The organism is Paenibacillus sp. VCA1 (assembly GCF_031583795.1).
In the GTDB taxonomy this organism is placed as follows: Bacteria; Bacillota; Bacilli; order Paenibacillales; family Paenibacillaceae; genus Paenibacillus_AQ; species Paenibacillus_AQ albilobatus.
The window spans coordinates 347,591-369,167 of the sequence record NZ_JAVLSX010000003.1; the positions used below are offsets into that span (position 1 = coordinate 347,591).

Genomic DNA, 21,577 nt, shown 5'->3' on the forward strand with positions numbered 1-21,577 from the left:
CATTTGAGTACGATGCTGATGCTTGGCGGGATCATGCTGTTTCTTGCGGTGGCGCTCGGCGCTTTCGGCGCGCATGCCCTGAAGGAGCGCCTGAACGAAAGCCAACAGAAGACATACCAGACCGGCGTGTTATACCATTTGGTCCACGGGCTTGGCCTTGTGCTGATCGGGCTTTATGCGGGAATGGCGCAGCATGCCTCCATGGCCGTATTGGCCGGATGGTTTATTTTTGCGGGGATGCTTCTGTTTTCCGGCAGCCTGTACGCGCTGAGCCTGACCGGCATCCGGAAGCTTGGCGCCATTACGCCGCTGGGCGGCGTGGCTTTTTTGGCCGGATGGGTTCTGTTTATCGTGGCGGCGGCACAAGGGTGAGCGAAGCTGCAGTATACGTTTTAACCGGAAAAAGCGCATCCCGGGCTTGAGGGAATGCGCTTTTTTCATGGAAATTTTCATCTTCCCGTTATTACTCGTTCGCGGCCCGGCTTGCTTTCGCGCTGCGCCCGCGTTCGCTTTGGATCTGCTTGCTGCGCAGCTGTCCGCAGGCCGCATCTATGTCGGTGCCATGCTCGAGCCGGACGCTTACGCTGATGTTGTTTTTCTTTAGCGTATCGTAGAAGGCGGTAATCGTCTCCTTGGAGCTCCGCTGATATTGGCTGTGCTCGTCTACCGGATTATACGGGATCAGGTTGACGTTGGCCAGATGTCTGCGGCTGCTCACCAGCTGTGCCAGCTCTAGCGCGTGCTCCGGCTGGTCGTTGACGTCTTTTAGCAAAATATACTCCAGCGTAATCCTGCGGTTCGTTTTCTCCAGGTAATAATCGATCGCCTCCATGAGCGGCTCGATCGGGTAAGCCCGGTTGATCTTCATGATCCGCGTCCGGATTTCATTGTTTGGCGCGTGCAGGGAAATGGCCAGATTCGTGCCCAGATCGCTGTCGGCGAATTCGCGGATTTTCGGCACCAAACCGCTGGTGGACACCGTGATATGCCGCGGTCCGATGGCCAGGCCTTTATGATCGCGAATAACCCGGATGAAATTCGACATATGCTCGAAGTTGTCGAACGGCTCGCCGATGCCCATGACGACGATATGGGTGACCCGCTCGCCCTTTTGCCGGCTGTCCAGATAAAGCTGGACCTTCATCACCTGCTCGACGATTTCGCCGCTCGTCAAGTCCCGGCTTTTGCTCAGCAGACCGCTGGCGCAGAAGCTGCACCCGATATTGCAACCCACCTGCGTCGTCACGCAGACGGACAGGCCGAATTTATGGCGCATCAGCACGGTTTCGATCAAGTTGCCGTCCTGCAGCCGGAACAAAAATTTGATCGTGCCGTCGGCAGATTCCTGCCGGGTATGCTCCTCCAGCGTCTGGATCGCAAAATGTTCCTCCAGCAAAGCCCGGCACTCCGATTTTAGCTCGGGCATCTCGGAGAATTCGGTCACCCGGCTGCGGTACAGTCCTTCCCATACGAGCCGGGCGCGAGATTTTTTATGTCCATGCTCAGCCAGCCATGCGGCAAGCTGATCCAAAGTGAGTCCATAAATGGATGGTTTATTCATCGGTTTACGTTCCTCTTTTCAAAAAAGCGTAAAATTGTCGTACCTCTCTACTTTAACAGATCGGAACGGAAATCTGTCATTATTGTCCCAAAATTTTATTAGCAAAACAAGGGGAGGCAGGCAGGATTTGCGGCCACCGAAGCCAAGCGCCGGCCAAAGCATTGGATAGAACCGCAGCAACTCCTGCCGGTTGTGTACGTGCAAATCCACACCGCCGAACCGGGTAATCAGGCTTCCATCCTATTTTTTCGATCCCATTTGATCCGCCAGCTCGCGCAGGCTTGCCAATACCTCTTCCCAATGGCTTTTCATCGCCTCTCTGGCGCTCATGTCCTCAAGCTTCTCCTGATGAAAACTGACGGTCGCTTTTCCCTGCGCCGCAGGCAAAACGCGGATCTGCAGCGTGGACGGATGCTCCCATCCGGGGAGCTTCCATCTCATGCGCAGCTGCTCCGGCGGCTTGACCACCCGAAACTCGCCCGTGATCCCGCCGGCCGCGGCAAAGGTTTGTCCAAGCTTCAGCTCCAGCTTGTCCACTTCCCCGATCCACAACTCCATTCCTTCGGGAGAGATCAGCAGCGACCAGGCTTGCTGCACGGTCGAAGGCAGGGTTCTTCTTACGCCGATTTGAAAACCCGCCGCGGCCGTCATGCCGACAGGCTTGGCATGCTGCGCCTTTTCGGATTTGCTTTCGGTCCGGGATTGCTTCATGTCACGTTCCTCCTCCGTTTTCGAATCGTTATGTTTCCTCATGAAGTATTCGTCTAAACTCCGCGGCGAGTGTCTTTGGAGGCGGCTCTTCTGCAGCTCCTTACCGTTATGGGATCCATCGCCGCGGCAGGCAATGTCGTGAATGCGAGCTTGTTGTTCATCGTCTCCATCCTCTGCTTCGTTTAGGGCGGTAACCTTCACTAACAGCTTGATATTACCTCTCGGTATTCGGGATGTAAATATATGGGATGCATCACAACAAAAAGATCGCCAAAACGGTTGTGGCAAAGAGACCGATCAACACCGGCTTCAAGTTGCGGCGGGCCAGCTCGAACGGGCTGACGCCGCAAATGGCGGCCGCCGGGATCAGCGCCCATGGAATCAGCGTACCGCCTCCGACCCAAATCGCCGCTACCTGGCCGAGGGCAGTCAGCGTCGCGGCTCCCGTATGGGTTGCCGCGGCAAATAGCTGGGCGATAGAGCCTGCGAGTGATATGCCGGAAAAACCCGAACCGTCCAGCCCGGTGATCGCTCCCGTGATGGTCAAAGTGACGGCCCCTACGACCCCGTTGAGCGGCACAAGTCCGGCCAGCGCTACCCCGAGGTCGTTGACGATCCCATGCGATGTCTCGGGCAGCACTTTTCCGAACAAATCGGTAAACGCCGAATCGCCAAGATAAAAAAAGGCGGCGATCGGTATGACCGGGCCAAACACTTTAAAGCCGAAAACGAAGCCGTCGATCAAATAAGAGGTGATTTTTTCGAGCCCGCCGTTTCTGTGGGCGATAAGCGAAATGACGATCAGAATGAGCACCGCCGTGCCTCCGACGAGCGCGGTTGCATTCCCGCCCTGAAGCTTCAGCACGAGCATGGCCGCCACATCGGCAAGAAAAAGAAGCACAATCGCCAGCGCCAGCGTGTTTTTGGCAACGGCAGGCAGCCGAAGGGCCTGTTCATCTTCTTCTTCGCTTGCGGCAAGGGTATTCCCTGCGCTTTTGATCTTTACCAATCCGTCTCTCCACGTCCCGTTTTTCATGTCCTTGCGCATCATCCAGAAAGCGGTCACCGTCGTGACAAGCCCCATGCAAACCACGAGCGGCACGCTCGCTTCCATCACGCTTGCCACGGGCAGCCCGGCCGCGTCGGCCGTCAGCTTCGGCGCGCCCTGAATAATATAGTCGCCGGATAACGCGATGCCGTGGCCGAACAGGTTCATCGCCATCGCCGCACCCAGGGCGGGCAGGCCGACCCGGATTGCAACCGGAAGCAGAACGGCGCCGATCAGCGCGACGGCGGGTGAAGGCCAGAAGAAAAAAGACGTGACCATCATGATGATCCCGATGCCCCAATAGGCCATGGCCGGCGTGCGCAAAAACCTCGTCAGCGGCGCCACCATCGCTTCATTGATGCCGGTCCGGATCAGCACGCGGCTCATCGCCACGATAATGGAGATGATCATGATCGTTCCCATCAGCTCTTTGGTCGCGTAGATAAACGAGTTGAACACCCCGGATACCGAGCCGCTGACCGTGCCCGTCGCCAAAACGCCAAGCGCCAAAATTCCCGCGACGCAAATCATCGTCGTGTCCCGCCGCCGGATGAGCAGCGCCATAATCAGCACGATAAACGCCAAATACACGTAATGAATTGCCGTTAAATGAATGACCATGTTGTTGGGTCACTCCCTTCCCCTGCTGCAAATTGTGTTATATGTTATGCAGGGGCCTGGGCATGGGTTCATGTCCCGGCTTTCCGGCCGTCCAAGCGAAAGCGGGGACATGGCTTTCGGTGATTTAATCTCAAGCACTTTGCAGAAGACGACTCCTTGCAAACATGCCGCCTATGTAAAAAGCCGCTCCGAAGAGCGGCTTTGGCCTTTGATATCTATCTATATAGATTTTACCTGTAAACTTCATTTCTTTAGTTCATTCTGTCTAGGTCAATCGATACGTCGCAAAAGGCTTGCCGTACCGGAACGCCTCGCTAATCTCGTTCAGCTGTCGCAGAACCTCCGAACCCGGATTCAGCTCCAAGCTTTTCAGGTTTTCGTCCAGCTGCTCGGGACGGGTTGCCCCGACGATCACGGTCGAAACGGCGGGCCGCTCCATCAGCCAGGCGATCGACAACGTGCTTGGCGTGCAGCCTTGCTCCCAGGCAATCCGGCTCACCTGCTCCGAAAGCGTCAGCGTCTGATCATTGATAAACCGGCCAAAACTCGGGTCGGTCTGCGCCCGGGATTTCAGCGGCGCCCGATCGGCAAAGCTGTATTTGCCGGTCAGTATGCCTCCGGCCAGCGGGAAATACGGAATGATGCCCACGCCCTGATCCAGGCAAAGCGGCACCATCTCCTGCTCCGGCGTGCGATCCGCCAGCGAATAGCTGGTCTGAATTGACACGTAGCGGCTTAGCCCCTTCATGTCGCTGATCCCAAGCGCCTTCATAAGCTCCCAAGCTGCATAATTGGAAGCGCCGATGTACCGGATCTTGCCGGCTCGCACCATGTCGTCCAGCGCGCGGAGCGTCTCTTCCAGCGGCGTATTCGGGTCGAACGTATGGATCTGGTACAAATCCACGTAATCGGTACGCAGCCTTTTCAGGCTGATTTCAAGCTCCTGCATCAGGTGAAAGCGCGAGGACCCTCGCGAATTGGGGCCTTCCCCGCGGACCAGCCCGGCTTTCGTCGCCAGCACCACTTCATGCCTTCTCCCGGCCAACGCCTCTCCGATGATCCGCTCCGACTCCGTGCCTGCATAGATATTAGCCGTGTCGATGAAATTGATGCCTTGATCGATCGCATGATGAAGAATCCGCGTCGAGGTTTCCTGGTCAGCCCTTTTTCCGAACGCATTCGTCCCGAGCCCCAGAAGGGATACTTCCAGACCGCAGTTTCCCAGACGGCGGTATTTCATGAACATCTACTCCTTTGCGCAGTAATTAAAAAGATGGCCATGCGGAGAAACCGCAGCTGCATTTTCCCGCTATGCCTGCCGCTCCGCCGGGGATGTGGCCGCTCCAGTGCGCATCCATGGCGACGAACAAACCGGCCGTTCCGATGACGATCCCGAACAGCTTCCGCAGGCGAAGCCGTTCGCCCGGCAGCCAAAAATGCGCCATCAACGTCAGCCACAACGGCATGCTGTATGTGAGCACCGAAGTCAGCCCCGCACTCAAATCCTTCAGGGAAAGCTGAATGGCCAAGTTAAAATACATCGTTTGCAATATGCCGCAAAGCATATACCATTTCAAATCCCGCAGCCGGGGCAGCGGCACTTTCTTCGCCAAGCATACCGCAACCAGCACCAGCGCTCCAAGCGCAAACCGGTAACCCGCGAACAGCACCGGCGGAAACACCCCGTTCGCCAGCTTCATAAACACCCAGTTAAATCCCCAAATCAGGCAAAGCAGGCCGATCCACACATTCATAACCACACCTCTGATGTCTCAGGATTTTGCAAAATCTATAGACGAACGAAATCGTTTCGATCTATATATTGCCGTTTGGAAGCCGCTCTTTGGATTTTTGCAACATCCTCGTCCGAAAATAATATGCCCTTTTAGCGGAACGTTTTGTTGTTAGGAAACTATATGTTCTCCGCCCGGATTTGTCAATGAAAGTCCAAGGTAGTTAGCAATCGCTGCCCCAGCCTTTGTGCTATTGGTAGATGACCTTGACCGACATTCACCCTCACCGTGTAACGAGCCGCAATGCCTGAGCCGATAATTTTTAGGTTTACAAAAAATGGACTTATTATATAATAAAAACAGATTTGCCTTCAATAAGCACCCTATTTTGTTTGCAAGGGAGGAGATGGAGCGGATCTTTTTTTAAGTGTCCTTAATAAAACGCTTACATTACGAGAATGAGAGGGATTCGACTATGGAAATCACCCCCCGCTCCAATGAGCGTGCACAAACCAAAAGAACGCCTGAAGAGTATTCCGCCATCCGGAAATCCGCCTATTTTCAACAGCTGCTCCGCGAAAAGAAAAGATTTATCATCCCTTTGACCGTATTCTTTTTCTGCTTCTATTTTGCCCTGCCGATTTTGACCTCCTACACCACGATTTTGAACAAACCCTTTTTCGGCAGCATCACTTGGGCTTGGGTGCTTGCCTTTTTGCAGTTCGTCATGACATGGGTTTTATGCATGCTCTATTATAAGAAAGCCGCCAAATTCGATCGGCTCTCCGAGCAAATCCGGGAAGAAAACGGAGGTAAAAAATGAATACAGCCGCGTTTTCCATGTTTTTGGTCATTGTCGCGTTTACGCTTCTCATTACATACTGGGCGTCCAAAAAAACGAAATCCGCCAGCGAATTTTATACCGCCGGTGGCGGATTGACCGGCTGGCAGAACGGGCTCGCCATTGCCGGCGACTATATGTCCGCCGCTTCCTTTCTCGGGATCGCCGGGACGATCGCGCTTGCCGGATTCGACGGTTTTTTTTACAGCATCGGATTTCTGGTCGCCTATCTCGTCGTTTTGTTCCTGGTGGCCGAGCCGCTGCGGAATCTGGGCAAATATACGTTTGCCGACATGATCGCCGTGCGTTTTAACGCCCCCAAAATCCGGGGGTTTGCGGCGTTTAACACGATCGCCATCTCCATCTTCTACATGCTTGCCCAACTGGTTGGCGCAGGGGCCTTGATCAAGCTGCTGCTGGGCATCGATTTTACGACCTCCGTCATCGTGGTCGGCATTTTGATGACCGTCTACGTCATTTTCGGCGGGATGCACGCCACCAGCTGGGTGCAGATCGTCAAAGCGCTCCTGCTCATGGCAGGTACGTTTATCATCTCAATCATCGTGCTGTATAAATTCAATTTCAGCATTACCGATATGTATGCCAAAATGAGCACCGCCACGCCGCTGAAGGAAGCGTTTCTGGACCCGGGCGTCAAATACAAGGACGGTCTCGACACCCTTTCGCTGACCATGGGTCTGGTGCTGGGTACCGCGGGGCTGCCGCATATCCTGGTCCGTTTCTTTACCGTCCGCAATGCCAAAGTCGCGCGCAGCTCGGTCGTTTATGCCACCTGGATCATCGGCATTTTTTACGTGATGACGATTTTCCTCGGTTTCGGAGCCGCCGCCTTCGTCGGCAACAGCGATATCGTCGCGGCCGACAAAGCCGGCAACATGGCAGCGCCGCTGCTTGCGAAAGCGCTGGGGGGCAACTTCCTGTTCGCGTTTATTTCCGCCGTTGCTTTTGCCACCATTCTGGCCGTCGTCGCCGGTCTGGTGCTGACCGCAGCCGCCGCCTTTTCCCATGATTTTTACAATCAAATTTTGCGCAAAGGCAAAGCGACCGAGAAACAACAAATCAACATGGCGCGTTATGCGTCGATCGGCATCTCCCTGCTCTCCATCGTGCTGGCTCTGTTCGCCAAAAACCTGAACGTTGCGTTTCTGGTGTCCCTGGCCTTTGCCGTTGCCGCCAGCGCGAATCTGCCGGTTATTTTGTACACCATCTACTGGAAACGTTTCAACACGAACGGCGCCATCTGGGCGATGGTGGTCGGGCTGGTGACATCGGTCGGACTGGTCATCGTGAGTCCGAACGTCTTCAACCCGGTCGAAGGCAAAGCGATGTTCGTCGGCGAGGCGCTGTACCCGCTTAGCACCCCGGGAATCGTCTCGATCCCGCTCGGCTTTATCGCCGGCTACGTCGGCACGCTTGTTTCACGCAAATCCGCAAACCGGAACGACCAGGCCAGTTATGATGAAATTTTGGTCCGTTCCAATACGGGAATCGATACAAGCATTTAACAGGTAAAAAGAAGACCCGGTTGGCTTAAAACCTCCCGGGTCTTTTCTATTGCCGTTCGTTAAGCGGATTGCTGGGCGGACAGGTTTGGATCGGATGTTTTACGGCTCCGTGAAGCCTTGTTCGCCACCAGCGTGATTATCAACGCCAGCAGCAGCGCGGCTGCCATGGAAATCGTAAATCCGATCACGTTGTTCGAAAGCAGCGGCCCCATAAACGAAGGTACGTAAGCCGTTCCCCGGACTTGGAATACGCCGACCAGACCGCCTCCGACTCCGGCCGCCGCGATTGCTCCCCCGAACACCCATTTGTTTGAAAACATGAATGGATAAGCGGCTTCCACGAACGTGCCGAAACCCATATTGATCAGAAAACCGGGGGCGGCCACCGCAGCTTCGCCTTTATCTCTGGGCGCAATCAGGTTCGCCAACGTAATGCCCGCAGATACCATCACAAGTCCGACCATATCGATCGCGCCGAGGAAGCTGTTGCCCGTCTTCTCCATTTCAAGGAGCACGATCGGCAAAATCGCGGCATGATACACCCCGCCGAGAATCGCAGGCCAGATCAGCAGGCCGCCGATCACGCCCGCTACAATCGGGTTGAAGGAAATGGCCAGATTGATCAGGTGCTTGATCCATTCTCCCGCCTGCAGCGCAAACGGGGCGACCAAATAGTACATGATCAGTCCCGAAATGAGCCCGGCAAAACCTCCCGCCACGATGTTGACCGTTGTCATTGGAAAACGCCACTGCACGCATTTGACGAACAGGAACTGCACCAGCAGCCCTGCGCCGATCCCGCCGAGTATGCCACCGATAATTCCGCCGTTCATGGACAACGTTCCCGCAATAACGCCGGCCACAATTGACACTTCATCGAGATCGGAGATTTGCTTCGCCGCGATGACCGCCAAAACGACCGGCAGCGCCTTCAGCATGATGTCGAACACCGTGCTTAAACCTTTGAGCGCCGGAATTTGGCTAAGTGCAAGTACGATCGCCATGGCGATGAAACCGGGCAGCGATGACTGCATAATGCCTTTCAGATTGATTCTCCGCCAGGGTTTGCCCGAAGGCAGTTTGGAACCGCCGGGGCTTCCGAGCACCGGAACAAATTTGATGCCCCAATGCTTGCATAACGAAGTCATAAACGATACCGCCCTTGTTCGGTTCGTCGTTCCGGTCGTACCCGAGGTGGCGATGACATTGGCGCCTTTCGAAGCTATCAAAGCCATGGATGTGCCGCCCGTACCCACCACGGGAATGGCCTGCGCCGCTGCTGCCTGAATCGTCCGGCCGTTCGCTCCTTCAGGATCGGCGCTCATGACGATCAAGCCGTCGATTTTTCCGGATCCGACCAGCCCAGCCATCTCGCCATCCATCCCGAAAGCCGCTTCGTTCACTTCCTTCAACGAACCTTCCGCCTGCTTTATCAGCCGTTTTTCGTCCGGATGCCATACATACAGAACCGCCTCCGTCGTTTCTTTGGCCGTATCCATCGACTCCGATGCCGCAATAAACTGCACCGCGCCGATTTCAATGCCTGCGCCGTGGCATTGGGCCGCGATTTCCCCAATCAGCTTGTCCGGGTCTTTGCCCCCTAAATTATATAAATTGCCGCCGCTGCTGCCGATGACCGCTATCCGTTTCATGATGTGCCCCTCTATTCGCAGTATTTTCGCTTTATTATGGTACCGTATTACCATATTATAAGAGTAATACGTCATAGGGACAACCTTTTTCGAAATGATGCAGAAGGTACGCTTGATTCTTATTCATGCTCCCGGCGCTTCTTAAGGCAGGGTTAAAAATATCGCTTTTTGCAATCCGATAGATTCCGCTATAATAGACGCATAATCCAAAATGGATATCTTTAACAATTGCGGAGGTTCTATGAATCAGCAAAACGAAGCAACGTTATCGGACGTCATTACGGAAGGAATCAACAAGACGCTCGCAAGGGAGCTGCCGAATGCCGGTCCGGATGAACTGGAACAACGCCGGAGACAAATGAATAAGGCGGAATTAATGGACGCTTATCTTCAATCATTCGACCGGGAACCGACGGGGAATGTCATTCATGGGGTCGTTCAGCGGCTTTTCGGCATAGACTTGGATCATGTGTCCCTGCTTCCAGAGGCCGAGCATGAAATTCAGGCCGCCGGCGGACTTCAACAGTCGGGAACTCATCCCGACGGCAGCACGCCCGTTCCCCGCGAGATCATCGACATCAAGCTGGCTACCGGCGGCAAACGTTGGTCCGGCCCGGAAATCCGCCGCCTGCTGAACAGCCTGTTCGGCGTCAACCTTGATGCCATATCGGCGCTGGATCAAGCAAAAATATCGCTGTTTTCCAAAGGCCAATGGGTCGTGCGGAAGGATCATGACCTGTTCGTCGTGTATACGGGCGAAGGAGACGTGGATGTCAGCGTATACCCCACCGCGTATTTCCTTGAGCAGACGGGGATGGACGGGCTGCCGGAAGATCTGAATCAAGCCTTAACGGATTTGGGTTATCGTCCCGATGGGGAGCGGAAAAGCTTATATTACGCCGACCCCGACGGCCGACCCGTGCCGGATGCCTTTAAAGGCCAAACTATGGGCGCGATCATGGCAGCCATCCGGAACTCATACAGCCATTTATAGTTTGATGTTTCACAATATGTCGGCTGTTCCCGGCTTCAGCCGGGTTCATTCGGTTTAAGAAAAAACGTCTATCGACGTACTTTCACAGAAGACAGACCGCGCTTAGCGGAAATTTTCCTTGAGATATGAGGAAGCCATCGCTTCGAAACTTATACATTCTTATATCTTCAAAAAAAAGGGCCCTGATCCTCGATCAGAGCCCTTTTTGCTTTCGTTATTTGCCGAAGGAAGACAGGAATTTCACGCGGTCTCCCATCGGAGGGGTGTTATTGTCCACCAAAGCGACCTCAAGAACTGCAGGTCCGCCTGCATTCAGCAAGCCGCTCAGCGCTTCTTCATTCAGGTCGCCAAGGTCTTCCACGCGGTAGCTTGGAATATCCATCGCCGCCGCCATCGCCGCAATGCTGATTTCCTTTTGAGCAAAGGAAGCATGCGACCGTTTATACTGCAGCTCGTGCCCGTGGTACACCATGCCCAGCCGCGCGTTGTTCATGACGACGAACAAGATCGGCAGGCGGTATTCCTTGGCGGTCAAAATTTCCATGCCATGCATGAAGAAGCAGCCGTCTCCCGTAATGCACACAACCGGGCGGTCCGGATTGGCGAACTTCGAACCGATGGCGGAGCCGATGCCGCTGCCCATCGCGCCGAAATGAACGTTGATGTCGAACGTGTTGTAATCCAGGACGTTCATATAATGGATCACATAGGACATGAACTCGCCGATATCGACGGTGTAACGCGTATCCGCAGGCAGATGCTTTTGCAGGCTTTTCAGCACGTTTTGCGTGTTGTATTCTTCCGTCGCGACATATCCTTGCGGCTTCTCCAACGCTTTAACGTCTGTTTTCGGCAATCCAAGCGCCCTAAGTTCTTCGAGCAGGAACGTCAGGCTCAGGTTGATATCGCCCAGAACCGGGATGTCGATTTCGTACTTGCGGCCGAATACCGTCTCGTCAAAGTCCATCTGTACGCAGAAACGGTTTTTCGTGAGGTTCATATTCCAGTTGTTTGTTGCCGTTTCGCCCAAGCTGGAGCCGAGAATCAGCAGCGCTTGTCCGTCGCCTTCGTTGACGAGCGCCGACGTGCTTTCGTGTCCGGCAAAACCGAATACGCCGGAGAGAAGCGGATATTCTTCGGGAATCAGCCCTTTCGCCTGCGGCGTCGTCAGGATCGGCCAGTTCAGCAGCTCGGCCAGCTCAAGCACTTGATCCACCGAATTGCGGACGCCTTGTCCGATGAAAATATATCCGCTCTCCCGCTTTGCGAGCTCTTCCGCCGCCTTTTTGACGGTGTCCAGCTCCGGCACGATCGGCGTTCTTTTTGGCGGCCCGGGAATGGTGACCTGCACTTCCCCTTGCTGCACGTCGATCGGCATCGCCACATGGACCGGACCGGGCACGCCGGAAATCGCGATCTCGACCGCTTTAACCACTTCGGCAAGCAGATCCTTGGACTCGCGCACCGTGACGCTGTATTTGGTTACGGAACGGTATACCGGCTCGGCATCCAGCTCTTGCGAAGCGTTAAGTCCAACGGTATTGACCGGAACCGCGCCCGTCAGAAACAACACCGGGAGATGTTCGCGCATCGCGTTGGCCGCGCCGGTCACGAGATTGGTCCCGCCAGGGCCGCTGCAGCCGATAACGACGCTGAGTTGGTTGGCATATTTTGCGTAAGCCGCCCCCATGTACGATGCGGCTCCTTCATGTTTGGTAACGACCGGTGTAATTTCTGGCATCTCCACCAGCTGGTCGAACAAAACGTTGACCGATCCTGCCGGAATGCCGAAAATATGCCTTATACCGAGTCCTTTCAAATACTCTAAAACTGCGCGTGCTGCTTTCATATGAAAAACCTCCTAAAAAATTCTATTTATCTATGATGTAATGGAGTGAACGTGGCCCGCCAGGACTTAGTTCACTCCGCAGGATAGGTACAGTTCGGCAATGTCCTCCGCCTTCATCGGGCGGCTGAAATAATAACCCTGCATCAAGTAGCAGCTGCGGGCGGCCAAAAATTCGGCCTGCTCCTTCGTCTCGACCCCTTCGGCAATGACGTTCAGATTCAAATTTTGGGCCAGCGTAATAATGGTGTTCGTAATGGCCGCATTATCGTCGTCTTTGATGATGTCCTGCACGAAGGATTTATCGATTTTGAGCGTGCTGATCGGAAAGTTTTTAAGATATCCCAAAGAGGAATAACCTGTCCCGAAATCGTCGATGGCGATGTTGATGCCGAGGCCCTTAAGCTGCTCCATCGTTCTGAGCGTAACGTCGGTGTTTTTGATGATCTGGTTTTCGGTAACCTCCAAATGGAGAAATTCGGGCGAAAGGTCCGTTCTTTTCAAAATGTTTTTGACCGTGTTGAACAAATTGTTCTGTTCGAATTGCCTGACCGACAGGTTGACGGATACGCTGATCTGCGGAAACCCTTTTTTATGCCACTCTTTGATCTGCATGCACGCGTTCCGCAGCACCCATTCCCCGATCGGGACGATCAGGCCCGTCTCTTCGGCGATCGGAATGAACTCGTCCGGCGGCACCATGCCCTCGGTCGGATGATTCCAGCGGAGCAAAGCTTCCACACCGACGATGGCATTCGTTTCGTAGTTGATTTGCGGCTGGTAGTAGAGAATGAGCTCTTCCTGATCCAGCGCTTTATATAAGGCGTTTTCAAATTTGACGATTTCGAACGTTCGCGTATCCATGCCCGTGCTGAAAAAATGGTAGCTGTTCCCCGATATCTCCTTCGATTTGTACATCGCCGTGTCCGCGTTTTTGATCAGCGTCTCGCTGGTATCGCCGTGGTCCGGGAACAAGCTGATGCCGATGCTCGTTTTGATGTATACTTCGTTGTCTTTGATGTAAAACGGCTCCGCAAAGGAAGCGATGACCTGGTTGACGACTTTCAGGATCTCTTTTTTGCTGTTGATATTCGGCAGGAAAATCGTAAATTCGTCTCCGCCTTGGCGCGAAACGGTGGCGCTTTTCGGAATGGAGTCGACGAGGCGTTTGGCAACGTCGCGCAGAAGCAGATCCCCGTAGGTATGCCCCAGCGTGTCGTTGATAAACTTGAAACGGTCCAGATCCAAATACAGAAGCGCTATTTTTCCCCCATTCATTTGAGCATATTTAATGCCCTGATTGAGCCTGTCCTTGAGCAATACCCGGTTGGGCAGGTCCGTGACGCTGTCGAAATAAGCGTGGTATTTGATTTCCTCCTCCATCTGCTTCCGCTGGGTAATGTCTTTGAACGTCACGACGTCGCCGACGATTTTTTCCCCTTCCTTGATGGAAGAAATGACGTATTCGACGGGGAAGCTGGTGTTATCCTTGCGGTAAAAGAAGTCATCCGTATGGCATTTATCCCATTTGCGGCCGCCGAAGCCGTCCTCGTCTTCCTTTTCGTAATCTTTGCCGTAAAAAATGACGCTGGCCGGCCGACCGATCAGCTCTTTGGCTCCATAGCCGAGCATCGCCTCGCCGGCGGGGTTGCAGAAGGTAATATTGCCCTGAAGATCAAGGCCGAATATTCCTTCCCCCGCCGAGTTGAGGATCAGCTCCTTTTCCCGGCTCAGCTGCTGCAGCTCGGCAACAACCCTTTCGAGCTCCCTGTTCTTGAACGTGATCTCCGAGGTCCTCTCCTCGATGATCACCTCCTGCTTTTCCATGTAAAGCAAATTCGACAACGTCGAGGCGGTGGCTTCCACGATGGATTGGCACAGCTGGATGGTGGCTTCGGAATAGGTCATCTTTTTTTCGCCGAGATTGACCACCGCGATCACGCCCAGCACTTCGCCCATCGATACAAGCGGGAACATGTACATCCCTTTGATTCCGAAATCGCGGCAAGCCTCGTGGTTCGGCCTGTCATCCTTGGAAACGTCGGGGATGATGATCGCCTTTTTCGTGCGGACCACCTCGTGGAAAACGCGATCATTTTCCGGGTCGATTTTGACCCTCTGATGCGTGCGCATCCAGTCTTCTTCGGACCAGTCGCTGTCCTTGCTCAGCTTGGCGGGTTTGATTCTTTTTCCGGCGAGCGGGTCCAGCAAATGAGCTCCGATATTGTAGTTGTTCAGCACTTTGGCGATATAATAAAAGCAAGTGTCCAGTCCCTGCTGCATGGTCGAGCACATCGACAGGTTGCGCGTCACGTCGAGCAGGAGCTGCTTTTCGGCGATCAGGTTTTCCTTATGCGTCAAGTTGTTGGCGTTGCGGATGGCGACGGCCGCCATATTGACGTAAGCCTCCACCGTCTGAATCTCCGATTCCGTCAGATTCATCGGAATGCCGTAATCGAACAGAAAGACGAGCCCAAACAGCTCTTGTTCATACGAGATGGGAAGAACGAGCAGCGATTTGATCTCGAAGCCTTCGATCGCCCAGGTGTCGGGGCGTTTATCTAGCGATGTGTTCGGAATGTAGATCGTTTTTTGCGTTTCGATCACTTCTTTGGCGAGCAGATCACGGTTGGTATCGATGATGTGCATATCCAGCGTCATTCCATTGATGGTCTCAGGTTTGCCGACGTACCCCCTGAAAGTCCCATCGCCTTGCGGCAAATAAATTCCGACGGAGTCGCATTGGACGATTTCCTCCGAAATGGCTGTCGTGACATGCTGCAATACCTCTCGCAGTTCCAGCTTGGTGTTGATCAGTTTCGTAATGTTCGCGAGCCGGGAATACCTCGTTTGCTCCTTAACCATCACACGCTCTCTCCTTGTCATCTTCGTTTGACATCGATGTATGGTCCTGCTAAATATGAACTATTCATGATATATAGGCGTATGATCTCTCTACCCTAGACTTCCGTCTTACATGAAGTGATAATATAAGGTCCTATTTTCCTTATTTTAACTCAGAACGGTATCTTTTTTATATATCGAATGCTAAAAAAATTAGTAATAATTAGTTGTTTTCCCCGCAATACACAAAATCGAGCCGCTAAAAAGCGAAAAGTGTCGCGGGTGAGCGATTTTTTGGGATGATAGAACACATTGTTTTTTCATATATAAGGAGAAATGGCCGAGAAAGGGGATGGCCAAGAAAGGTTTGCAGGATGGACGGTCAAACGCTAAAAAGCCCCTTTGTGCGAGACAAAAGGACTTTTGATCCGATGAAGTTACCCCATCATTTTCTTTACGAGTTCTTTATTGCGGCCCTTGAAGGCTTCATTATGCGAGGAGACCATGGCGATGGCATCGGCATCGGGCTGGATAAACCGCTTCGCCTTATTGACGGCGTTCGCCGCGTCCTGAAAAGCCCCTGCGATCAGATGCAGCTTGCCTTCATGCGTCAGGATGTCGCCGGCCGCATAAAGGCCCGGAACGGAGGATTCGCTGCCCGGCGTGCCTGCTATGTAATCCCCGCCAGCGATATCGATCTTCAGGTCGCTGTTTTGCAGCAAACTCGTGTCGCGTTCATAGCCATGATTGATGATCACGTCGTCCACGTACAGCTCCATGACTTCACCGGTTTGCTGATGGGTCAGCTCGACGCGTTCGATCACCTCATGATCAGCCCGGGCATGCAGCTTCGTAATCGTCCGATGGAACAAACATTCCACCGAACTGTTCAGCAGGTGGGTAACCGTCGCCTCATGGCCGCCGAGTGCATCCTTGCGGTAAGTAACGTATACTTTTTTCGCGAGCGGCTCAAGCTCGTTCGCCCAATCGATGGCGGTATTGCCCCCGCCGGAAATAATCACCGTCTTATCCTTGAACCGCTTCAGGGACTTGACCGTATAATGCAGATTTTCCACCTCGAACCGGCTTGCTCCTTCGATGTCCAGCTTCTGCGGATTCAAAATGCCGCTGCCGACGGCAACGATGACCGTTTTGGACAAATGGACGCGCCCCGAGCTGCCGTGAAGCTCGAAAATTCCGTCTTCCCGCCGCGTAATGGATTCAACCTTTTCGTTCAGCACGACCTCCGGATTAAACGTCAACCCCTGCTGTACCAGCTGCTCGATCAGCCGGGCTCCCGGAATCGGCGTCAAGCCGCCGACGTCCCAAATCATTTTTTCCGGGTAGACATGGATTTTGCCGCCCAGCTCAGGCTGAAACTCGATGATTTTCGTCTTCATTTCCCTCAGGCCGCTGTAAAAAGCGGAGTAAAGACCGGCCGGTCCCCCGCCGATGACCGTCATATCGAAAATGTCTTCCTGCACCATATCCGCTCGCTCCTCAAAAATTTATATAGTCACCGCAGTTATTATTGATAACAATTCTCATTCTCATTAAAAATATACATTTGTTTTTCTTCTTTTTCAAGATTCTATTGACATCTTCCCGAAATAAACTTATTCTTTAAAACGATATTGAGAATCATTATCAGTTGTTGTCCAAGAACATTTTCCGCCGCATCGGCGTGCGGTTCGGCAGACATAACGCGATTTCCAAAAATATAATCCATCTAAGGGGGGCAAGTCATGGTTCGGCTGTACACAACGGAACTGAACATCGGTTACGGCGAACGTTCCATTGTCAAAAATCTCAGCGTGAACATACCCGACAAAAAAATTACCGCCATCATCGGTTCCAACGGCTGCGGCAAATCCACGCTGCTGAAAGCGATCACCCGGATTATCCCGCATCAGGGCGGAGCGGTCGTGCTTGACGGCGAGGATATCGCCAAAGAAAACACGAAGCTATTGGCCAAAAAAATGGCGATTCTGCCGCAGACGCCCGAAAGCGCTGCCGGGCTTACGGTCGGCGAGTTGGTATCATACGGCCGTTTTCCGTATCAAAAGGGATTCGGACGCTTGACGACGCGCGACTATGAGGTCATCGATTGGGCGCTTGAAGAAACGGGCACCAAAGATTTCAAGTTCCGGGCGGTGGATACGCTCTCCGGCGGACAACGCCAGCGGGTATGGATTGCGATGGCGCTCGCCCAGGAAACCGACATTATTTTCCTCGACGAGCCGACTACATACCTCGATATGGCGCATCAGCTGGAAGTGCTCGAGCTTTTGCAAAAGCTCAATGTTGAGCAGCAGCGCACCATCGTGATGGTCCTGCATGACATCAATCAGGCGGCGCGTTTTGCCGACCATCTCATCGCGTTGAAGGACGGGGAAGTCGTAAAAACCGGCAGCGGCGAGGAGGTCATCTGCCCCGAAGTGCTGAAGCAGGTCTATTCCATCGATGCGGCCATCGGACGCGATCCCCGGACCGACAAGCCGATGTGCATTACCTATGATTTGATCAAAGCCTAGCGGATTTCAATATATTTTTAAAAAGGAGCGTCATCCCAATGAAAAAAGCATTCCTGCCACTTTTGTTATGCCTTATTCTCGTTTTAAGCGCCTGCAGCAGCAAAACCGGAGCCGACGGAAAAGTCGAAGGCAACGCGGCCGCGAAAGAAGCCGACTCCGAAACGATCACCTATCAATCCGAAAGCGGCCCCGTCGAGGTGCCGGCCCATCCGAAGCGCGTCGTGGTCCTGTCCTCCTTCGCCGGCAACGTCCTGTCTCTGGGCGTCAACCTGGTCGGCGTCGACTCCTGGTCGAAAATGAACCCGAACTTCAAAGACAAGCTGAAAGACGCACAGGAAGTTTCGGATGAAAATTTGGAAAAAATCATTGAACTGGATCCCGACCTGATTATCGGACTGTCCAACATCAAAAACATCGACAAGCTGAAGCAAATCGCGCCGACGGTCACGTTTACGTACGGGAAAGTCGATTATTTGACGCAGCACCTGGAAATCGGCAAGCTGCTGAACAAGGAAAAAGAGGCTCAAGCTTGGGTGGATGATTTCAAAAAACGCGTCGATGAAGCCGGTAAAGAAATCAAAGCCAAAATCGGCGACAAGGCTACCGTATCCGTCATCGAAACCTTCAACAAGCAGCTGTACGTGTACGGGGATAACTGGGGCCGCGGCACCGAAATCCTGTATCAGCAAATGAAGCTGAACATGCCTGAAAAGGTGAAGGAAACCGCATTAAAAGAGGGCTACTATGCGCTTTCTCCGGAAGTGCTGCCCGAATTCGCCGGCGACTACATCATTTTCAGCAAAGACCAGGACTCGGGCAACTCCCTCGAGGAAACGGAGACGTACAAAAATATTCCTGCCGTTAAAAACGGCCACGTCTTCGTTGCGGACGCCAAGGCGTTCTATTTCAACGATCCGCTCACGCTGGACTACCAGCTCGACTTCATTACAAAACATTTTCTTGGGAAGTAGCGCACCATGAACAAAGTGGCTGGACGTATCCCTTTCACCTATAAAATACTAACCGCGCTGCTGCTTTTGGCCGCCGTCTTCATCCTGTCGATGGTCGTCGGGGCTGCAGACATTTCGGTAAAAGATGTATGGCTCGCGTTAACAAGCAAGGAAGCCGGGGAAAAATTATCGATCATCCGCGAAATCCGGCTGCCGCGCGAAGTCGCGGCGATCTTCGTCGGAGCGGCGCTCGCCGTGGCCGGAGCGATCATGCAAGGCATGACGCGCAACCCGCTGGCCGATCCGGGCCTGCTCGGACTGACGGCGGGCGCCAATGCGGCGCTGGCGGTCACGCTGGCATTTCTGGCATCCGCCAATTACTACGGCCTGATGATCGCCTGCTTTATCGGCGCAGCCGCAGGCGCGGCGCTTGTCTTCGGGATCAGCGCCGTTAAAAGGGGCGGCTTCTCCCCGCTGCGGATCGTCCTGGCCGGAGCGGCGATTTCCGCGTTTTTGAACGCCGTCGCGGATGGCGTAGGCATCACGTTCAAAAAATCCAAGGACGTATCGATGTGGACCTCCGGCGGCCTGATCGGCGCAAACTGGAGCCAGCTTCAGACCATCGTGCCCTTCATCGTCATCGGCATCGTCGTGGCGCTGCTGCTGTCCAAGCAGCTGACGATCCTCAGCCTCAGCGAAGAGGTGGCCGTCGGGCTCGGACAAAAGACCGCGCGGATCAAAGCGATTCTGTTCGTCGTGACGGTGCTTCTCGCGGGCGCTTCGGTCGCTCTCGTCGGCAGCCTGACCTTCCTCGGGCTGATGATTCCGCATATCGTGCGGGCCATCGTCGGCACCGATTACCGTTTTATCATACCGATGTCGGCCGCCCTGGGAGCCGCCTTCATGATAATCGCCGATACGCTCGCGCGAACGATCAGCGCTCCTTACGAGGCTCCCGTCGTCGCCATCGTGGCGGTGCTCGGCCTGCCCTTCTTCCTGGTCATTGCGCGTAAAGGAGGGCGAGCAAACTTATGATTCATCCGGCACTCATTCGGAAGCAGCGGCTTATCCTGCTGATTCTGCTCATCCTTATCGCGCTGACGGCGATCGTCAGCATGGGACTCGGTTATGCGTCCCTCTCCTTCGACCGGCTGATTCCGACGCTGCTTGGCCATGGCACGTTCAAGGAAAATTTCGTGCTTTTCTCCGTGCGGCTGCCGCGGATCGTCATTACGCTGCTCGCAGGCATGGCTTTGGCGCTTTCCGGTTCGATTTTGCAGGGGATCACCCGCAACGATTTGGCGGACCCAGGCATCGTCGGCATCAACTCCGGCGCAGGCGTCGCCGTATCGCTGTTCTTTCTGTTTGCCCCGATTGAAGCCGGGTCGTTTATTTACCTGCTGCCCGTGATGGCTTTCGTGGGGGCGATGATTACGGCCTGCTTGATCTATGTTTGCTCCTACAGCCGTAAATCCGGACTGCAACCGGTGAGGATGGTGCTGATGGGCGTCGGCTTTTCCATGGCGCTTTCGGGGGTGATGGTCGTGCTGATCTCGTCCGCCGAACGGGAGAAGGTCGACTTCATAGCGAAGTGGATTGCCGGCAGCATTTGGGGAACGGACTGGCCGTTTATTTGGGCGCTCCTGCCTTGGCTTGTGGTGCTGATTCCTTTTACGCTGTACAAGGCGAACAAGCTGAACATGTTGTCGCTGAGCGAACCTGTCGCCATCGGCGTCGGCGTATCGCTGAATAAAGAACGCGTGGTGCTGCTGTTAACCGCCGTTGCGCTTGCTGCCTCCGCCGTTTCGGTCACGGGAGGGATCGCGTTTATCGGGCTGATGGCGCCGCATATCGCTAAAGCGCTGGTCGGGCCGCGGAACCAATTGTTTATTCCGGTTGCGATTTTGACCGGAGGCTGGCTGCTCCTGCTTGCCGATACGATCGGCCGCCAGCTCGCGGACCCGGACGGCCTGGCGGCGGGTATCGTGGTCGCCTTGATCGGCGCGCCGTATTTTATCTATTTACTGCTGAAAAAGTAGCAGGTTTTCTTTGAAAAAGAAATAGACCGCCCTCGCCAAAGGTATGCGGTCTATCATACATCTAGACACCTATTAAGCTGACCGCCCTTACAGCGGCTGTTGTGCAGAGAGTAAGGATGTTCCCTCATCCTTGCTCTTTGTTTATTTATACACGTCTTTACCATGTAGTATACTATCACGGCATGGAGCATACCATTCATTTGCCGTATTTGGGGCCGCTGTTACCTTTGCATCGGCTCGATCCGGTACGCGCCGGGTCTGCCGGGTTCATCGCGGATCACCCAGCCGTACGAAATGACGGACGCAAGGCGCTCCTTCTGTGCGGGAGTCAGCTCCGCGGTCACCGCTTCCTGCCCCGGTTCGCGGTTGACCTCCGGCTCGAAGCCGCAGGCGACCAAGATCCAGGAGCGAAGTCCGCCAAGGGTATTGTATTTGATGGAATAACCGTTCGTTACCGCAGACTCGAACAACTCGGGCTCTGCGGCCGCCAATTCGGCCAATGCCTCATAATCGAATTCGAACATGCTCGTATCCTTCGGCAAATCGCGTTCGCGCACTCTGCGCAGCAGCTCCTCATCGGACCAGCCGTATGCCCGGAGTCCTTCCAGCATTAACGCATCCCATTGGGACAGTTTGACGCGTTGGTTCTTATCCATGCTTTGTCCGCACCTCTTATC

General features: G+C 54.1%; 18 protein-coding genes. 8 read left to right on the forward strand and 10 right to left on the reverse strand.

Annotated elements, in window-relative coordinates; translation table 11 throughout:
* Positions 1-3: 3 nt before the first annotated feature.
* Positions 4-372 (forward strand): DUF423 domain-containing protein, encoded by a 369-nt coding sequence (locus tag RJP21_RS08170; protein WP_160042909.1) that lies wholly within the window; start codon positions 4-6, stop codon positions 370-372.
* Positions 373-463: 91 nt separating this feature from the next.
* Here RJP21_RS08170 and rlmN read toward each other — a convergent pair whose 3' ends face one another.
* From rlmN to RJP21_RS08195, 5 genes are all read right to left on the reverse strand, one after another.
* Complete coding sequence (gene rlmN / locus RJP21_RS08175) at positions 464-1,561, reverse strand: dual-specificity RNA methyltransferase RlmN (protein ID WP_310858848.1); 1,098 nt, start codon at positions 1,559-1,561, stop codon at positions 464-466.
* Positions 1,562-1,801: 240 nt separating this feature from the next.
* Positions 1,802-2,272: an SRPBCC family protein gene (locus tag RJP21_RS08180; protein ID WP_310858849.1), complete on the reverse strand. Its 471-nt coding sequence runs from the start codon at positions 2,270-2,272 to the stop codon at positions 1,802-1,804.
* Between the two features lie 253 nt (positions 2,273-2,525).
* Positions 2,526-3,941, reverse strand: a complete 1,416-nt coding sequence (locus RJP21_RS08185) for a hypothetical protein (protein ID WP_310858850.1) — start codon at positions 3,939-3,941, stop codon at positions 2,526-2,528.
* Positions 3,942-4,206: 265 nt separating this feature from the next.
* Positions 4,207-5,181, reverse strand: coding sequence for an aldo/keto reductase (locus tag RJP21_RS08190; protein WP_310858851.1), 975 nt, complete (start codon positions 5,179-5,181; stop codon positions 4,207-4,209).
* Between the two features lie 25 nt (positions 5,182-5,206).
* The gene (locus tag RJP21_RS08195) at positions 5,207-5,695 is read right to left on the reverse strand and encodes a DMT family transporter (protein ID WP_310858852.1); all 489 of its coding nucleotides are present in this window, start codon (positions 5,693-5,695) and stop codon (positions 5,207-5,209) included.
* Between the two features lie 454 nt (positions 5,696-6,149).
* On the opposite strand from RJP21_RS08195, the gene RJP21_RS08200 reads away from it, so the two are divergent.
* Both RJP21_RS08200 and RJP21_RS08205 read left to right on the forward strand, forming a co-directional pair.
* Positions 6,150-6,497 (forward strand): DUF485 domain-containing protein, encoded by a 348-nt coding sequence (locus RJP21_RS08200; protein ID WP_310858853.1) that lies wholly within the window; start codon positions 6,150-6,152, stop codon positions 6,495-6,497.
* Positions 6,494-8,041, forward strand: coding sequence for a solute symporter family protein (locus RJP21_RS08205; RefSeq protein ID WP_310858854.1), 1,548 nt, complete (start codon positions 6,494-6,496; stop codon positions 8,039-8,041). Before RJP21_RS08200 ends, RJP21_RS08205 begins: the two co-directional genes overlap by 4 nt.
* 59 nt (positions 8,042-8,100) lie before the next feature.
* Here the strand turns inward: RJP21_RS08205 and RJP21_RS08210 are convergent, their stop codons facing one another.
* Positions 8,101-9,693 (reverse strand): PTS sugar transporter, encoded by a 1,593-nt coding sequence (locus tag RJP21_RS08210; protein WP_310858855.1) that lies wholly within the window; start codon positions 9,691-9,693, stop codon positions 8,101-8,103.
* A 241-nt stretch (positions 9,694-9,934) separates the two neighbouring features.
* Between RJP21_RS08210 and RJP21_RS08215 the strand changes: the two genes are divergently transcribed.
* On the forward strand, positions 9,935-10,687 hold the full coding sequence (locus tag RJP21_RS08215) for a hypothetical protein (protein WP_310858856.1): 753 nt from the start codon (positions 9,935-9,937) through the stop codon (positions 10,685-10,687).
* A 214-nt stretch (positions 10,688-10,901) separates the two neighbouring features.
* Here RJP21_RS08215 and RJP21_RS08220 read toward each other — a convergent pair whose 3' ends face one another.
* The 3 genes from RJP21_RS08220 to RJP21_RS08230 all read right to left on the reverse strand — a co-directional run bounded on the left by RJP21_RS08220 (position 10,902) and on the right by RJP21_RS08230 (position 16,864).
* A complete protein-coding gene (locus RJP21_RS08220) occupies positions 10,902-12,536 on the reverse strand; it encodes a thiamine pyrophosphate-binding protein (RefSeq protein WP_310858857.1) in 1,635 nt (544 codons plus the stop codon).
* 66 nt (positions 12,537-12,602) lie between these two features.
* On the reverse strand, positions 12,603-15,398 hold the full coding sequence (locus tag RJP21_RS08225; protein ID WP_310858858.1) for a bifunctional diguanylate cyclase/phosphodiesterase: 2,796 nt from the start codon (positions 15,396-15,398) through the stop codon (positions 12,603-12,605).
* Positions 15,399-15,814: 416 nt separating this feature from the next.
* A complete protein-coding gene (locus tag RJP21_RS08230; RefSeq protein ID WP_310858859.1) occupies positions 15,815-16,864 on the reverse strand; it encodes an NAD(P)/FAD-dependent oxidoreductase in 1,050 nt (349 codons plus the stop codon).
* Between the two features lie 258 nt (positions 16,865-17,122).
* On the opposite strand from RJP21_RS08230, the gene RJP21_RS08235 reads away from it, so the two are divergent.
* From RJP21_RS08235 to RJP21_RS08250, 4 genes are read left to right on the forward strand one after another with little or no spacing between them, the layout of a single operon-like run.
* Positions 17,123-17,911, forward strand: coding sequence for an ABC transporter ATP-binding protein (locus RJP21_RS08235; protein WP_160042922.1), 789 nt, complete (start codon positions 17,123-17,125; stop codon positions 17,909-17,911).
* 38 nt (positions 17,912-17,949) lie between these two features.
* Positions 17,950-18,882: an iron-hydroxamate ABC transporter substrate-binding protein gene (locus RJP21_RS08240; protein WP_310858860.1), complete on the forward strand. Its 933-nt coding sequence runs from the start codon at positions 17,950-17,952 to the stop codon at positions 18,880-18,882.
* A 6-nt stretch (positions 18,883-18,888) separates the two neighbouring features.
* Positions 18,889-19,896, forward strand: coding sequence for a FecCD family ABC transporter permease (locus tag RJP21_RS08245; protein ID WP_310858861.1), 1,008 nt, complete (start codon positions 18,889-18,891; stop codon positions 19,894-19,896).
* Entirely contained in the window at positions 19,893-20,900 is a 1,008-nt protein-coding gene (locus tag RJP21_RS08250; RefSeq protein ID WP_310858862.1) for a FecCD family ABC transporter permease, read from the forward strand. The genes RJP21_RS08245 and RJP21_RS08250 overlap by 4 nt, the downstream gene beginning before the upstream one ends.
* Before the next feature lie 221 nt (positions 20,901-21,121).
* Here RJP21_RS08250 and RJP21_RS08255 read toward each other — a convergent pair whose 3' ends face one another.
* On the reverse strand, positions 21,122-21,556 hold the full coding sequence (locus RJP21_RS08255) for a hypothetical protein (RefSeq protein ID WP_310858863.1): 435 nt from the start codon (positions 21,554-21,556) through the stop codon (positions 21,122-21,124).
* Positions 21,557-21,577: the final 21 nt, after the last annotated feature.

What these genes read in the sequence shown, in the direction of transcription:
- RJP21_RS08240 (WP_310858860.1), top strand. Translation starts at nt 17,950, where the DNA reads ATGAAAAAAGCATTCCTGCCACTTTTGTTATGCCTTATTCTCGTTTTA.
- RJP21_RS08205 (WP_310858854.1), top strand. Translation starts at nt 6,494, where the DNA reads ATGAATACAGCCGCGTTTTCCATGTTTTTGGTCATTGTCGCGTTTACG.
- RJP21_RS08220 (WP_310858857.1), bottom strand. Translation starts at nt 12,536, where the DNA reads ATGAAAGCAGCACGCGCAGTTTTAGAGTATTTGAAAGGACTCGGTATA.
- RJP21_RS08180 (WP_310858849.1), bottom strand. Translation starts at nt 2,272, where the DNA reads ATGAAGCAATCCCGGACCGAAAGCAAATCCGAAAAGGCGCAGCATGCC.
- RJP21_RS08230 (WP_310858859.1), bottom strand. Translation starts at nt 16,864, where the DNA reads ATGGTGCAGGAAGACATTTTCGATATGACGGTCATCGGCGGGGGACCG.
- RJP21_RS08250 (WP_310858862.1), top strand. Translation starts at nt 19,893, where the DNA reads ATGATTCATCCGGCACTCATTCGGAAGCAGCGGCTTATCCTGCTGATT.
- RJP21_RS08255 (WP_310858863.1), bottom strand. Translation starts at nt 21,556, where the DNA reads ATGGATAAGAACCAACGCGTCAAACTGTCCCAATGGGATGCGTTAATG.
- RJP21_RS08185 (WP_310858850.1), bottom strand. Translation starts at nt 3,941, where the DNA reads ATGGTCATTCATTTAACGGCAATTCATTACGTGTATTTGGCGTTTATC.
- rlmN (WP_310858848.1), bottom strand. Translation starts at nt 1,561, where the DNA reads ATGAATAAACCATCCATTTATGGACTCACTTTGGATCAGCTTGCCGCA.
- RJP21_RS08195 (WP_310858852.1), bottom strand. Translation starts at nt 5,695, where the DNA reads ATGAATGTGTGGATCGGCCTGCTTTGCCTGATTTGGGGATTTAACTGG.
- RJP21_RS08245 (WP_310858861.1), top strand. Translation starts at nt 18,889, where the DNA reads ATGAACAAAGTGGCTGGACGTATCCCTTTCACCTATAAAATACTAACC.
- RJP21_RS08210 (WP_310858855.1), bottom strand. Translation starts at nt 9,693, where the DNA reads ATGAAACGGATAGCGGTCATCGGCAGCAGCGGCGGCAATTTATATAAT.
- RJP21_RS08235 (WP_160042922.1), top strand. Translation starts at nt 17,123, where the DNA reads ATGGTTCGGCTGTACACAACGGAACTGAACATCGGTTACGGCGAACGT.
- RJP21_RS08190 (WP_310858851.1), bottom strand. Translation starts at nt 5,181, where the DNA reads ATGAAATACCGCCGTCTGGGAAACTGCGGTCTGGAAGTATCCCTTCTG.
- RJP21_RS08225 (WP_310858858.1), bottom strand. Translation starts at nt 15,398, where the DNA reads ATGGTTAAGGAGCAAACGAGGTATTCCCGGCTCGCGAACATTACGAAA.
- RJP21_RS08215 (WP_310858856.1), top strand. Translation starts at nt 9,935, where the DNA reads ATGAATCAGCAAAACGAAGCAACGTTATCGGACGTCATTACGGAAGGA.
- RJP21_RS08200 (WP_310858853.1), top strand. Translation starts at nt 6,150, where the DNA reads ATGGAAATCACCCCCCGCTCCAATGAGCGTGCACAAACCAAAAGAACG.